Annotated in this window: 9 protein-coding genes; 3 read left to right on the top strand and 6 right to left on the bottom strand. The window is 40.6% G+C overall.

Features of this window, described 5'->3' with window-relative positions; all coding sequences use genetic code 11:
- Window positions 1-22 precede the first annotated feature (22 nt).
- From QF042_RS08760 to QF042_RS08745, 4 genes are all read right to left on the bottom strand, one after another.
- Entirely contained in the window at window positions 23-2,362 is a 2,340-nt protein-coding gene (locus tag QF042_RS08760) for a sugar-binding domain-containing protein (RefSeq protein WP_307527325.1), read from the bottom strand.
- Window positions 2,363-2,383: 21 nt separating this feature from the next.
- Window positions 2,384-2,554: a hypothetical protein gene (locus QF042_RS08755; RefSeq protein ID WP_373459097.1), complete on the bottom strand. Its 171-nt coding sequence runs from the start codon at window positions 2,552-2,554 to the stop codon at window positions 2,384-2,386.
- A gap of 28 nt (window positions 2,555-2,582) precedes the next feature.
- On the bottom strand, window positions 2,583-4,157 hold the full coding sequence (locus QF042_RS08750; protein WP_307527321.1) for a rhamnogalacturonan lyase: 1,575 nt from the start codon (window positions 4,155-4,157) through the stop codon (window positions 2,583-2,585).
- Window positions 4,158-4,243: 86 nt separating this feature from the next.
- A complete protein-coding gene (locus QF042_RS08745) occupies window positions 4,244-6,646 on the bottom strand; it encodes a carboxypeptidase-like regulatory domain-containing protein (protein ID WP_307527320.1) in 2,403 nt (800 codons plus the stop codon).
- A gap of 465 nt (window positions 6,647-7,111) precedes the next feature.
- On the opposite strand from QF042_RS08745, the gene QF042_RS08740 reads away from it, so the two are divergent.
- The 3 genes from QF042_RS08740 to QF042_RS08730 are packed head-to-tail and all read left to right on the top strand — an operon-like array spanning window position 7,112 to window position 11,663.
- Window positions 7,112-9,112 (top strand): alpha-L-arabinofuranosidase C-terminal domain-containing protein, encoded by a 2,001-nt coding sequence (locus tag QF042_RS08740; protein ID WP_307527317.1) that lies wholly within the window; start codon window positions 7,112-7,114, stop codon window positions 9,110-9,112.
- 13 nt (window positions 9,113-9,125) lie between these two features.
- Window positions 9,126-10,667, top strand: a complete 1,542-nt coding sequence (locus QF042_RS08735; RefSeq protein WP_307527315.1) for an alpha-N-arabinofuranosidase — start codon at window positions 9,126-9,128, stop codon at window positions 10,665-10,667.
- Window positions 10,668-10,673: 6 nt separating this feature from the next.
- Window positions 10,674-11,663 (top strand): glycoside hydrolase family 43 protein, encoded by a 990-nt coding sequence (locus QF042_RS08730; protein WP_307527313.1) that lies wholly within the window; start codon window positions 10,674-10,676, stop codon window positions 11,661-11,663.
- Between the two features lie 472 nt (window positions 11,664-12,135).
- Here QF042_RS08730 and QF042_RS08725 read toward each other — a convergent pair whose 3' ends face one another.
- Both QF042_RS08725 and QF042_RS08720 read right to left on the bottom strand, forming a co-directional pair.
- Window positions 12,136-14,481: a glycoside hydrolase family 127 protein gene (locus QF042_RS08725; RefSeq protein ID WP_307527311.1), complete on the bottom strand. Its 2,346-nt coding sequence runs from the start codon at window positions 14,479-14,481 to the stop codon at window positions 12,136-12,138.
- A 6-nt stretch (window positions 14,482-14,487) separates the two neighbouring features.
- Complete coding sequence (locus QF042_RS08720) at window positions 14,488-15,816, bottom strand: rhamnogalacturonan acetylesterase (RefSeq protein WP_307527308.1); 1,329 nt, start codon at window positions 15,814-15,816, stop codon at window positions 14,488-14,490.
- Between the last annotated feature and the right edge of the window lie 79 nt (window positions 15,817-15,895).

The following is a 15,895-nucleotide window of genomic DNA, read 5'->3' as shown; positions in this document are numbered from 1 at the left end:
TACACAGTCTCGAAAACCAACGTTATTTATTAATCACTTCTAATTTTACAGCTGCACCATCAAGCCCATCCGCGACAGCTTTAACTTCAATGGTTCCAACTGCATTACCCTTAATAAAGGCCATACAAACACCTTGGTAGGCATGCCGCTGTGTAGCTTTATACATTTCGTGACTGGTTATATTCCCATTATCAACAACGTCGATAATTCCACTGCCCGAAATGGTAAACCTGATCAACTGATCAGCATTTGGACAGATATTTCCATTTACATCGTAAATTTTTGCAGTTACAAAAGCCACGTCATCCCAACTGTTACTGATTTTGTTTTTATCAACCGATAATACAATTTTAGCTGGCGCACCTGCGGTTTTAAGTTCTTCTGATGAAACTACTTTACCTTTATTTTTACCAACCGCTTTAATACTACCCTTTTCGAAAGTTACATCCCATAAACGTGGAGAATCATCAGTTGGTTTAGGTTTGCTGCCCAGCGATTTACCATTTAAAAAAAGTTCAACTTCTTCGCAATTGCTATAAACGGCAACCTTTGCATCATCGTAGGTATCAAAATCGGTAGGTGTCCAATTGTTGATCCAGGCACCTGCGCCAGCATTATCTTCTTTACGCACGATGTGTACAACAGGTTTATCCGACCACCAACTCTGGCGCTGCAAACTTTGCTGTTTCCAACTGCCAATCCTATCAAACAGTCCCTGACCGTTGGTAATTTGTGGCCAATCTGCTTCACCAAGATAATCAAAACCTGTCCAAAGAAACTGGCCTGCCATAAAAGGATTATCGCGAAGTGCCAAATATTGCTGAATTACATGTGTATTTTCGGTGCCGATTACTTTTAAATTCGGTTTTTGATTGTGCAGGGCTACCAATTCGTTTTCGCGGTAATTCTGTCCAACAACATCCATAGTTTCGGCAAATCCATTGGTATAAACCTTCGAATTGGCCGGACGGAAAAGTGCCATGGTTACCGGACGGCTAGGATCGAGCTGATGAATCAAATCTTGCTGATCTTTATATTTTTTGAACCCTTCTGGACTGTTTAAATCGTCGTGAATTTCATTTCCAACACTATAAATGACGATGGAAGGGTGGTTACGATCACGCATGACCATATCGCGGGTATCGCGTTCCCACCATTCGGTAAAAAACCTGTTGTAGCCCTTTTCTCCATTATTTTTTGGCGAATTCCAGGTATCAAAGGTTTCATCCATCACTAAAAAACCTGTCTGGTCGCACAAATCCAAAAACTCCGGAGCAACTGGATTATGAGCAGTTCTGATGGCGTTTACCCCTACTTCTTTCAAGCGTTCTAAACGGAATTTCCACACGCTTAATGGAACTGCTGCACCAACCGCGCCACCATCATGATGCAGGCAAGCCCCTTTTAACTTAAAGTTTTTGCCATTTAACCAAAAACCTGTTGCGGCATCAAACTTAAAAGCCCTGATGCCAAAGGTATTCAATTGATCATCGATAACTTTTCCATTTACAGTTATCCTGGTTAAGGTTTTATACAAAAATGGACTTTCCAGATTCCAAAGTTTTGGATTGGTCACTACAATATCCTGTTCTACATTAATATTTTTTCCAGCCGAAATCGTTTGTTTGTTTTGGACAGTTTTAACGATTTTTCCGTCAGGATCTAAAACCGCTGTTTCTACAATAACCTGAGTGCTTTGGTCTGATTCGTTTATAAGATCTGTTTTTACTTTGACTGTAGCCTTTTGAGCGGTTGCATTGGGCGTGGAGATGTAAACACCCCAATCTGCAATATGAACGGCATCTGTTGCCACTAAACGCACATGCCTGTAAATTCCGGCACCGGTATAATAGCGCGAAGCAGGCTGTACTGTATTATCAGCCTTTACTGCAATTACATTTGTTTTGCCTTTGCCAAAATTTAAGTGTTTGCTCAAATCATAACTAAAGCTGATATAACCGTAAGGACGTTTGCCCAAATAAAAGCCATTAATCCAGATCTCGCTATTGGCCATTACGCCGTCAAATTCAATTGTTACTTTCTTTTTTGCAAAACTATCATCAAGATTGAAGTTTTTACGGTACCAACCAATGCCTGAAGGTAAGTAACCACCACCACGGGCGGTTAAATTGGCTTTATCATAAGTCCCCTCGATGCTCCAATCGTGCGGAACATTCAATTTCCGCCATTTGGTTTGATCAAAATCAGATTTTTCGGCACCCTGAACATCGCTTTGATTAAAACTCCAGCCCTGATCGAAAGATGTTATTATCCTTACCTGCTCTTTTACAGCCTGTGCAAATGCGATGGGGCAGCTAAACAAAAAGATAAAAAGGAGAATATATAATCTGTTGTATTTCATGATATGTTTATCGGATTTGTATTATTGCTTAGGTTCTACCAAAGTAATATGTGGCTTTGGTGCTTTTTTCATTCCAAAACCGAAATAGAAACCTGTATGAGGTGGCTGGTTATAACCATCGTTTTGCCAGGCAATGCTTAAACGGTACTGTGGGTCGTGCATTAAAGTATAGTTGCGATATTCAGTCGGGATGGTGGTCGTATAAATCCTTAAACTTTGATTATCCCTCAGTCCTTAAAATCAATTCTTCGCGCCAATCGCCAAAAATATCGGCACTTAAAGCTGGGGTAGATTTGGTACCATTGTTAGAAACAGCTCCATCAGCTGTAAAAAGCCGCCCGCCATTGTACTTATCGATATGATTACCATTCAAAAGTTCCCTTGATAAATCGCCATCCCAATAGATTAAAAAATTAGTTGATCGTGGCTGAATTCCAAGTCTATTGCCTTTAATATCATATAATCCATTTGATCCCGACCACCACATCTGTGCGCCAAAATGGGTATTATCGATATTATCAGCCACTCCTCTACCCACATCCTCATCTTGCGATCCTTTCCATAATATTTCGCCAGTTTTGGCATCATAAACTGCTGCACCAGGACCTTTTGTACCTTCTTCTATTTCATGTACGCCAAAAACTTCTAAACCGGGGCGTTCAGGATCAAGATCTGAAACATGAATGGCATCGCCATGTCTTAAACCTGTGGTGTATAATCCTTTTCCGTTATCATCCACACACATCGAACCATAAATAATTTCATCTTTCCCATCGCCGTCTACATCTGCAACCGTAAGATTGTGATTCCCTTGCCCAGAAAATGAGTTTTTACCATCTTTAGTATCAAATACCCATCGTGAAGTTAGTTTACCATTACGCCAGTCCCAGGCCGCCAATACCGTCCTGCCGTAGTAGCCTCTGCACATCACTACACTTGGGTGGATGCCATCCAAATAGGCCACACAAGCATTAAACCGATCGACACGATTACCCGTATTGTCATTTTTTCCATTACCGCCTCTTCCACCCCAGGCACCAATATCGCCACGGGCAGGAATATAATCTGTTGTGGCTAAAGCTGCTCCGGTTTTACCGCTAAATACGGTTAAAAATTCAGGACCATCCAATATTTTACCGTTCGGGTTGCGCCAATCTTTATTCGCATCGCCAATTACTTTTCCTTTGCCATCTACTGTTCCATCGGCAGTTTTACATACCATTTCGGCAATGCCATCACCATCCAGATCATACACCATAAATTGGGTGTAATGGGCTCCTTCGCGGATGTTTTTGCCCAAATTAATCTCCCACAAAAAAGTCCCGTCTAATTTATAGGCCTGAAAAATCGGCGGATCGGTAATACCGTTTGATGAATTATCACGTGCCCGCCCTGTTTGGTGCAATATAATTTCATATTCACCATCTCCGTCCAAATCGCCTACCGAAGCATCGTTAGGTGAATAACCCACAGGTGTTTTTAAAGGAATAGTTAAATATTGCTGAACCGGCGACTTGACGACCAATGTAAAAGATTTACTGGCTTCAAGCTCATGACCTTTTAAAATGGGCTTAACAAAATAACTGTTCGGAAGATCGAATTTAGCCCCTACATCTACAAAATTGGTGCCCTTAGTAATAGGACCATGATTGAGTTTAATTGCAGCGTTATTTCCGGTTTTGCGATACAGGTTAAAAGCCATATCATCGGCATCGGTACCCAACATCCGCCAGCCCACATAAACAGAATCGTTATTTTGCCGTACGGCAATTACACCGCGATCCAGTTTTTCCATTTGGCGCTGAGCAAAAAGCTGAGTAGCAAAGCATAAGCTGAAACTGAAAATTATAATGGCTTTGATCATAATAGCTTATCTGAAGGTTATTGAACTTTATAGACTGTTTTCGCCGATACAGCCACCCCCTTATCGGTAATTCCATCGGCTTTGATCAAAATATCTGCCTTGTTATCTCCATTGAAATAAGTAATAGTTGCTTCGCCATTTTCGTTAGTTTTTACAGCTGGTGCCCAGAAAACAGTGGTACGCAAATCTTTATTTGGTGTTGCCGGACTGCTGTAATTTGGTGAATAAAAAGTTCTTGCGGCATAATAACCGTTTAAATTGAGGTTCAGCAAGTCTAAATTTGGTCCACGCAAAGCCTCATCTTTCAAATTAAGGCTAATCAGGTACACATCTTTTCCGGTACTATTTAATAAATGCTGGATTTTAACCTGATTAATCTGATCCATGGTTAAACTGTAGTAATCTAAGCGTTCGGTAAAGAGTTCTTGCCTGTTGTTTACTTTAATCACCGGCCTGACTTTTTTTCCATTGGCAATAAAAGTAACCCCTTCATTGCCAAGCGTATCGTTTTCTTCTGCCGGATAACTTCCTTTAGCCTTTGTCAGCAGAAAATGCTCCAATCCTTTATACGAATAATCGGCTGCTGTAATGTTGAAAACCTCTTCCGGATAACCAAATGAGGTAAGAACATCCTGAAACAACGTAACCTTGTTATTCTGAGCGGCCTTAATTTCAACATCGTTTAAACTGATCGAATCGCCAAACTTGTAAGTGCGGTTATAATCCATACGCTTTCCAATTTCTACGTTTAAGGTGTTCGAAATTCCAGATGAGATCGTTTTTAACGGTGCTAAATTTAAAGGTTTAATCAACGTATCGATCTGCAACCAGCCACCTTTTTTTCCCTTGTCATCTTTTGATGAAATTTTTACGGTTTGATTGCTATACCAACTGAGCCCATCCAGGAAATAACGCCCGTTCTGATCGGTTTTCGTAGTAAAGATCTTATTACCAGTAAAATTGGTTCCAAACAAGGTAATATTCATATTGGGTAGGGGTTTATCGGCCAGTTTCTCTCTTACCAATCCTTTTATCGTAATGCCAGGCTCAGGCAAATAACTTATTTTAATTGCCGAATCGGCCAGTTTTCTCCAGATATAATCTCTCCAGCCCTGGGTAAGCAACAATAAGTCGAGTTGTTTTAAACGGGATGGATTTTTAACATCAAAATATTGTGCAGCGTTTTTAATATCTCCTTTTACTTCCGATTGAAGCATCAAATACGAAACAATATCATTTCCATCATCAGGAATAAGCCCGTCAACCGCAGCTAAAGAAAACGCCGTTTTAACTGGCTGACCAAGAAAATTGGTTGCTTTTACCTTAATAACTACTTTCTCTCTCGGTTTATAAGCGGTTTTGCCTGGGCTAAGCGAGAAATTGACTTTATTTTCATCCTGGATAAAAATAAGTCGTTCACAATTTGGCCTGTTCTGATCATCTAATAAGGTAATGATTGAAACACCCCCAGGAAAACCTTTCGTTGGAATAGATACCGATACTGTAGCTTTACCTAATTTGATCGATCCGGAATAAATATGATCGCCAGCATGTTTAATGACAAGCGAAATGCTTTTATCCTTCAATTCACTGAACATTAATTCGTTTGCACTAATGTTTGCTTTTATATTTAAAGAATCAATGGTAATGTGCAGCGAAAGCCCTTTTTTAAGAATTGGAGGCATTTTTGACGAAAATTTTTCTTGGCCGTAAAATCCTTCGACTTTATATTGCTCATCGGCTTTTGGCGTAAAAGCAAAAATGCCCATCCCGGCATCAGTACTTTGAAAAGTCGTTACGGTATCTCCTTTTGATGAGATTACACTTCCTGTGGCCTTGATCCCATTTCCAACGTCATCATTGGTTTTAAAGGCTACAATACTGGTTAATCCTTCAACCAACGAGCCGCCCTCAGGGAAAAAGGCTATTGATTTTTTCGAATTGGAAACATCGGTTTTTTTGACCGGATTACGTGTAAAATAAGACGCATTCTCGATAATGTTATTGCTAATGTGAATCCGTTTTTGAAAAACAAAATCATCGCCAAAATTCCGCATCCAATTGGTGTAAGCTCTAATGCCATACCAGCCTGAAGGAATAGAATCTTTCAGTTTAAAATCTCCTTTTCCTAGCCCGCCATCCAACCTGATCATTTTCCGTTCCAACACTTCTGATTTTGGTGAAAGCAGCTCCACATATAAATTATTGCTGGTAGCGGTTAAACTGCTGCTTTTTCCATTTACCAGATAGGCACTAAACCAAACATCCTCACCAGTACTGTAGTAACTGCGATCAACCTGTAGATATGATTTCTCAAAAAAGAGTTTAACCGATTGTTTATCTGCAGCTTTTTGCTGCGCCAAACAACAAAGTGTTAGTGCACTTAAGAGGCTAAGCAAAATGTATTTTTTGAGATTCATATTAATTTGTCAATTAGAAGAAACAGCTATTTTGCACACAAAAGCCGTATAAAAAAACATAGTTAATACCAGAATATGGAAGAAACGAAGGCTCATTGTGTGTTATTGGTTAGTGAATTTTAACAGCTGCCGGGTAGCGACTATTAAATGATTCATGTCGAATGTAAATAGTATATTTTTAAGGCGCATCCTGTAGTATCCTGCTTTTTCACTATGACAATATATTACAAGAAAGATTTTAAAGGTTCCGGCAAAATAAATTTTAAACATCAAGTAAAAAGTTACTTTAGTAAACCCTTTTAGTACCTCATTTCTAATTGCGGGTATTCACATCGTTTCTTCCGATGCTAAGATTGTAGAATTTATAAACAAAATCGTTGATGGAGAAAAAAATAAATGTTCTTATGACGTTTATTATTTTAAATATTTTACTTTTACCATTAGATCTTCCAAATATTAAACCGTATGAAATTAAATAACCCTGTAAAAAGTGTGTTTTCGGCATGCATAATGTATGCTGTTATCGGAATTGGCTATATCCCAGGAGTGCAGGCACAAACTGCAAAAGTGATTAAAGTTAAAACAGACCATTCTATCGCCAAGGTGCAACCTAATATGTGGGGTGTTTTTTTTGAAGACATCAACTTTGGTGCCGACGGCGGCATTTATGCCGAACTGATTAAAAACCGCTCCTTTGAATTTACAAAACCGCTAATGGGCTGGACTTTCCAACCAAAACCACAGGAAGGAGAAATATTGGTGGTAAACCGCAAAGAAGTTAACACCACCAATCCCAGGTATTTACAGGTAAAAAAACAAACTGACGATTTTGAGCTCGTAAACGAGGGCTTTAAAGGCATGGGTGTAAAAAAAGGTCTGCGTTACGATTTTTCTGTGATGTACCGTCAAGCAAAGCCAGGCGTTAAACTCGTGCTGTTACTAAAAGATTCGAATAATAAAATCATCGGACAAGGAAGTTTAGCCCCCGAGCAAACAGGTAGCGATTGGAAAAAGCAGTCGGCAAGTTTTACCGCTACTGAAACCGATGCAAAAGCCAAATTTTCTATTTTGTTTCAGGGCAATGGAAACATCGATCTGGATATGATTTCGCTTTTCCCTGGCGACACCTGGAAAAACCGTCCGCAGGGATTAAGAGCCGACATGGTACAGTTACTGGCCGATATGAAACCAGGATTTATCCGCTTCCCTGGTGGCTGTATTGTAGAAGGCACTGATCTGGCCAACCGTTATCAATGGAAAAAAACCATTGGCCCGATTGAAAACAGACAACTGTTAATGAACCGCTGGAATATTGAATTTGCCCATCGCCCGGCACCTGATTATTACCAGAGCTTTGGCCTGGGCTTTTTCGAATATTTCCAACTGGCAGAAGATATCGGTTCGGATGCACTCCCGATTTTGAACTGCGGCATGGCCTGCCAGTATAATTCGGCCGAAGTGGCGGCCCTTGATGAGCTTGATCCTTACGTACAGGATGCATTGGATCTGATCGAATTTGCCAACGGCGATGTAAATACCAAATGGGGAAAAATGCGGGCCGATTTAGGTCATCCAAAACCTTTTAACCTAAAAATGATGGGTGTTGGAAACGAAAACTGGGGCCCACAGTATCTGGAAAGGTTAGCGATTTTCACCAAAGCAATAAAAGCCAAATATCCAGGTTTTAAACTGATCTACAGCTCTGGCACCGGTCCGGATGGCGATCGCTTTGACTTATTGAATACCACTTTAAGAAACAACAATGCTGATTTTATTGATGAACACTACTACCGCCCTGCAGACTGGTTTTTGAAAAATGCCGGTCGTTACGATAACTATCCAAGAAACGGATCGAAGGTTTTTGTTGGCGAATATGCAGTACATGCAGACAATAGTATAATCGGAAGCGACCGAAACAACTGGCAAAGTGCATTGGCTTCGGCTTCATTAATGACCGGTTTGGAGCGTAATGCCGACGTAGTACAGATGGCTTCTTACGCGCCACTTTTCGCCCATATTGATGCCTGGCAATGGGCACCTGATATGATCTGGGTAGATAATTTAAAATCGTACGGAACGCCTGATTATTATGTTCAGAAACAATTTTCGACCAACAAAGGGACTGATGTAGTTTCGATTACCCTTGATGAGAAAAACATTATCGGTCAGGATGGGCTTTATGCTTCTGCCGTAACCGATCAGGCAAAAAAAGAACTGATCATTAAGATTGCCAATAACTCCGATCAGTCGCAGAACATTGATTTTGATCTGGAGGGAAAAATAAAATTAAAAAGTAAGGCTACCAATGAGGAAATAGCGAACAGTAACTTAAAAGAGCTCAACTCTTTCAAAAATCCTGAAGCAGTAAGCCCACAAAAAAACACCATTAACCTAAAAGGCAAAAAACTGAACATTGCTTTAAAGCCTTATTCTTTTAACGTTATCAAAATCCCATTTAACCAATAGATTTAACGAGATCATGATGAAAAAACTTCTCTTATCTGCGACGCTGTTCTGCAGTTCTATTTTAGCACAAGCCCAAAATGAAATCCAGCTCACCATTAAACCTGCGGGCGATCAAGTGGTGAGCAAGCACATTTACGGTCATTTTTCAGAGCATTTGGGCCGTTGTATTTACGATGGTTTCTGGGTAGATGAAAATTCAACCATTCCCAATAAAGGAAGAATCCGTTTGGATATTGTAGATGCCCTTAAGAAAATAAAAGTTCCGAACCTCCGCTGGCCAGGCGGCTGTTTCGCCGACGAATACCATTGGAGAGATGGTATCGGTCCGAGAAACCAACGCCCGAAAATGGTCAATACCAATTGGGGCGGCGTAACAGAAGACAACAGCTTTGGTACGCATGAGTTTTTGGATCTCTGCCAGATGCTCGATTGCGAACCTTATATCGCAGGCAATGTAGGCAGCGGAACTGTTGAAGAAATGGCCAAATGGGTAGAATACCTGAATTTTGATGGCGTAAGCCCCATGACGGCCATCCGTGCTCAAAACGGAAGAGAAAAACCATGGAAAGTTTCTTTCTGGGGTGTTGGTAACGAAAGCTGGGGCTGTGGTGGCAATATGACACCGGCTTATTATTCTGATTTATACCGCAGGTATGCCACTTACGCGAGAAACTATCCGGGCGCTCCCCTAAAAAAGGTTGCCAGTGGTGCAAACTCGGACGATTATAACTGGACAGAAACCTGTATGAAAAATATCGGTAACCAAATGTGGGGCTTAACCCTGCATTATTATACCATCCCTACCGGAAACTGGGGCAAAAAAGGATCGGCGACCAAATTTGATGAGGCACAATACTTTTCGACCATGAAAAACTGTTTAAAAATGGAAGAACTGGTAACCAAACACTCGGCAATAATGGATAAATATGATCCTAAAAAGAAAGTAGCGCTAGTGGTTGATGAATGGGGAATCTGGACAGATGTAGAACCTGGAACAAACCCTGGTTTCTTATATCAGCAGAACAGTTTACGCGACGCCTTAATTGCAGGTACTACTTTAAATATCTTCAATAACCATTCTGATCGTGTTAAAATGGCCAATCTGGCACAAACAGTTAACGTTTTACAGGCTTTAATTTTAACCGAAAAAGACAAAATGATCCTAACCCCTACCTATCATGTTTTTGATCTGTATAAAGTACATCAGGATGCCAAATATTTGCCAATTACTTTCACCAGTCCAGATTATACCGTAGGCGATCAAAAAATCCCTGCTTTGAATGTCTCTGCTTCGCAGGATGCGACCGGAGCGATCCATATTTCACTGGTGAATTTAGATCCGAACAAGAAAATTGCATTGAGTACGGTTTTAGACGGCTTGAAATGGAGCTCGGTTACAGGACAGGTTTTAACTTCTGCAAAGCTTACCGATGTAAATACTTTCAGCGATTCTAACAAAGTGCACAACGCAAAATTTACAGGAGCAAAAAAATCAGGCAATACACTTAAAGTAGAATTACCAGCACAATCTGTTGTGGTACTCGAACTAAAATAATTGAAGATGAAATATAAAATCGCAAGCCTCGTATTTCTACTGCTTTCGGCTACTCAGATGCTTAAAGGACAAAGCAAATATGAAATTGTAAGTCCCGATAAAGCGATTAGTGCCAAGGCAAAATCTAAAAAAGAAGTTTATCTCTTTGCCTATTTTAAGGGCAATGGAGAAGATGGCTTGCACCTGGCCTATAGTAACGATGCATACAAATGGACCGCGCTTAAAAATGATCAATCGTTCCTACCCCCTACGGTAAGCAAAGATAAACTGATGAGAGACCCTTGCATTATCCGGGGGGCTGATGGCTTGTTTCACATGGTTTGGACCGTGAGCTGGAAAGATAAAGGCATTGGTTATGCCAGCTCGAAAGACCTGATTAACTGGAGCGAACAAAAATTTTTACCTGTTATGGTTAAAGAAGAGGGTGCCAGGAACACCTGGGCTCCCGAAATCACCTATGATAGCCGAACCAAGACCTATATGATTTATTGGGCTACAACTATTACGGGTAAGTTTAATGAATCAGCCTCAACTGAAGAAAGCGGTTACAATCACAGAATGTATTACGTTACCACGAAAGATTTTAAAACCTATTCGGAAACCAAATTGCTTTACGATCCTGGCTTTAATGTAATTGATGCCACTATTGTAAAAGAAGGCAAGCAGTTTATCATGTTTTTAAAAGATGAAACCCGTGAGCCTGCTCAAAAGAACATCAAAATGGCTTATGCCGATCAGTTGACTGGCCCTTACAGCAAGGCCGGAAGTCCAATTACCGGAAATTACTGGGCTGAGGGACCAACAACCTTAAAAATCGGTAATAACTGGATGGTGTATTTCGATAAATACCGTGATCATAAATATGGGGCCATCCGATCTGCAGATTTAAAAAACTGGGTTGATGTTTCTGATAAAATTTCTTTGCCAAAAGGTTTAAGGCATGGCACCATATTAACTATTAAAGAAAAAGAACTGCAAGCTTTATTAAAGCAATAAACATGCTAAAGAAGTATAAACTTTCTTAAATAAGATCCTGAACCAAGTTCAGGAGGACGATAGATCCTGAAACAAGTTCAGGACGACGATTGTATTAAGTAACTCTAGTGGTCCGTGAGGACACAGACCACGGCAAAAACAAGTTCAGGATGACGATCGATTTGAAAATGCTAGTGGTCTGTGGGGACACAGACCACGGAATAAGGATCCTGAACCAAGTTCAGGAGGACGATCGCCTTTGAGCGATGCCGTATGCTATTGGAGAAACATATCACTTTGATAAATCGTCATTTCGACCGCAGCGGAGAAATCTTTTAACAGGGTTCAGGAAGACGATTGTATTAAATAACTCCAGTGGTCCGTGAGGACACAGACCACGGCAAAAACAAGTTCAGGATGACGATCGATTTGAATAACGATAGTGGTCTGTGGGGACACAGACCACGGAATAAGACGAAATGACGCCAGCTATCTACCTCACCAACCTCACCTCATATATATTCGCTATAGCCGATCCCTGATCCGCAACAAATTTCACTTCTAAATCTGCTTTTAACAGCTCTTTTGGAATTTGGTATTCTTGCGTATAAAAAGCATCACCCCTGCTCCCATCCAGCCTCACCTTTTCAATCTCAACACCATTGATCAGGATAGAGAAGTTTCTATTCTTTTCCTTTCCGAAATAAGTTATACTCAGCTTATTCGCTGATAAATCTTTGTTTTTAAGCACATAACTAAACCATGCCTTTCCATTTCTAAAATGCCTTTCCTGGTAGCTTCCGTTATCCGTTTGTTCACCTTTAAAATTATGATCAGATTCTGGTTGCTGCTCTCCAGTGTTAACCACATCAACAGTTTGCTGCTCCATCTTCATCTGCGCTTCTTCTGCCAACTTAATCGCCTTTGCACGCTCTGGCAATGCCTCAGCACTGCTGTAAGGGAAATAAACCACATATCGCTTTTCGGGCAACGTGTAAAATGGAACCAGTTTTAAAGATTTGTATTTCGGCTGATAAATCGCATTTCGGGCATTAAAAGTTAAACTGTTTTTATCAGTCGAAGTAATTTCGTCTGCTAAGGTATTTTTAGCTCCTGTAACTAGTGGTGCATCGCTAATGGGGAACAATGCTCCTGAAGCAATATGCCCCATCCTGCTACCATCAGCGGTTAAATTTGGCTGACTCAAAGTATCCATAGCCGCAGCAAGCACAATCGGTCCGCGGAGAAAGGCCACCCAGTCAGAACCATCAGGCATAAATTCAGTAGTGGTGTGCATCGGTAATGAAATATTAAGCACATCGCCAGTAGACCAAACACGGTCGATACTGGCATATCCATTTGCATCACTTTTAGCAATCACCTTTTTTCCATTTACCAACACGGTCATTTTTCCCTTTTCTATCCAGGCAGGCTGACGGAAATGTAATGCAAAACGCTGATTGTTTTTTAATTGAAGTTTGAGTGTGGTATTTTCCGCATCTGGAAAAAGCGTTTGCTGGGTAAGCTGAATACCTTTTTCTTTCCAGTTTAAGGTTGAGGGGATAAAAAGATTTACATAAAGGTTATTCTTGTTGTGCGAGTAAATTAGCTCGCCGTACTTACCATGGTTTTCCAGTCCCGAGCCTACACAGCACCAGAAACTTTCCTGCAGACTCGAATAAGTTCGGTAATGCCCTGGCCGCATGGGTGTAAAATATACAAAACCACCTTCCGGCCTTTGCGAAGAGAGGATATGATTATAAAGCGTACGTTCGTAATAATCGAGGTAAGTGTTTGAAGGAGTGGCCAAAAACAACTGTTTAGTAAGCTTCAACATGTTGTAAGAATTGCAGGTTTCGGGCCCTTCGCGCGATTCGGTCATCGACGAAAAATTATTCGCGGGATGAAAATGCTCTCTAACGCTATTTCCACCAATGGCTACTGTTCGATGCTCCACTACCGTTTTCCAAAAGAAAGCAGCAGCATTGGCCCAATCGGCATCTTTATTTAGCAAAGCAATTTCCTCAAAGCCGATCACCTTCGGAATTTGTGTGTTTGCATGCAAGCCATTTAGCGCATCCGTATTTTTTAATAGTGGATTTAGAATGGATTGATCTGAAAACCGCTTCGCCAATTGAAGGTACTTTTGATCGCCAGTTATGGCATAAACATGTGCGAAAGTTTCATTTAATCCGCCATGTTCGCTTTTCAAAAGTTCCTGAACCTGTTGGTCGGATAAACTGGAAACCAGATCTACACACCAATCGGTGAGTTTTAGGAGCATTTGTTTTGCTTTTGCATTACCGGCAACTGCGTAAGCATCGTAAAGCCCGGCGTAAATTTTATGGATATTATAGAGGGGAACCCATTTTCCATTCAGCGAAAAACTGGATGACTTTATATTCCCAGCCTTTATCTCCTTCCAGATTTCTTTACCCCCTGGGATACCTGCTAAATAACCATCACCATTTTTCACCTGACACCTATCCAGTTCAGCAATCATGTATTCCATTCGTTCCTTCACCTTAGTATCGCCGGTTGACGCATACATTAAAGCCAGAGCAGACAAATAATGTCCGCCAATATGCCCATCTAAACCTGTGTTTTCCCAGTTACCATAAGATGCTGCTTTGGGCTGTAGTCCTGCCTCCCTTAAATATGGGGCCAAAAGCCTATCCGCATTTAATGATAGCATGTATTTTTTATCGGTTTCCTGAGCCTGTTTAAACGGCCCATCCAACAAACGGACTTCCGATAAATTAAATGGCTGTAAGCTTGTTTGTCCAAAAGTAGTTCCATACCAGACTGCGAACAAGACGATTGTAATAATTTTTTTCATTAAATTTTAATTACCATCTGGTTTAACCACACTACTTTTCGGACTCTCTGGCCAATGCCAATTTGCAGGATTATCCGGTTTTGCCGGATCGAATCTTGGTAAATCATCTACCAGATATTTAACAATCCCTAATTTCTGTTCTTTAATCCCTAAGATGATACATTGTGCAATTTCATAAGCACCATAAGGATTAAAGTGTGTGTTATCGGCCAATGCCTTATCCTGGCCAGGATAACTGTTGGCCGGATAATGAACAAATGCCTTTTTCGATGGTTCTTCGCCTAAAGCATTAAATAAGGTCGAAGTCATGGCATTTAAATCAATTAAAGCTACTTTTTCATCAGCGGCCACTTTACGTGCTGCAGACGGGAAATCGCCAAGAGAGTTTACAATTTTTCCATCCGGCCCAAAAGATCTTCTGCTGGTTGAGGTAACCACCACAGGTATTCCGCCTTTTTTCTTCACTTCCGAAATGAATGTTTTTAACCTTTCGGTATACGATTTATAAGCACCATTATTTGGCCCTTTATCTTTTTGATCATTATGCCCGAATTCAATGAACAAATAATCGCCGGGTTTCATCACACTTAAAACCTTTGTTAAACGTTTGCTCCCTAAAAACGATCCTAATGTTAAACCAGATTCGGCATGATTGGCAATGGCAACGCCTGGTTTAAAAAAACGGGGAATCATTTGCCCCCACGATGCCCAGGGTTCATCGTCCTGGTTTACTACAGTCGAGTTCCCGGCTAAGAAAACAGTAACCTGGTCTTCAACCTTCGTAATTTCGAGTGCCTGTAGTGCCGTTTGATGGTCAAATTCCAAAGTCAGTTTATCATCCCAATCGAGTTTGGTGAGTTCGCGTGGCTTTAACGAAACCAATTGCCCGCCAGTAATGTGTTTATCTTTAACATTTACGATAAATGTTTTAGTTAGCGATTGTCCTGCGGTGGTTTTTACATCTTCGAGCATCAACCTTCTCGATTCGGCTTTTACTGTAGTTAACGTTGCTCCCTTCGGATCGCCAAGCATCACCGTGATTTTGTAATTACCTTCAGGAACTGCAACCGAAAAATAAAATGGTTGATCACTTTTAACCAGATCTGTAGTTAAAAGGTTCTTTCCGCCATAATTTACCCCCTCAACTTTCGAATCAAAATCAAAACCATAACCTTTTTCTTTACTGTAAGCATCGGCAGGTAAAATTTGTATATAGTCTTTAGCAACCTTTCCAGGCCCGAAATCGAATTTGTAACTGTTTTTTTCTTGTGCCTGTGATAGATTGACTATTAAACCAAGGAAAATAAATGGCTTAATAAACTTTTGAATGCTCATATAGTTTGGATTTGTGCACGGTCGGTTCAATAGTTTTTATCCATTCAGACCGTTTTCTCATAAAATTTGAATTTGGCTA

It is taken from the genome of Pedobacter sp. W3I1 (genome assembly GCF_030816015.1).
GTDB lineage: Bacteria > Bacteroidota > Bacteroidia > Sphingobacteriales > Sphingobacteriaceae > Pedobacter.
The sequence above is the reverse complement of the archived record's forward strand: the minus strand, read 5'-3'. Positions and strand labels throughout refer to the sequence as shown.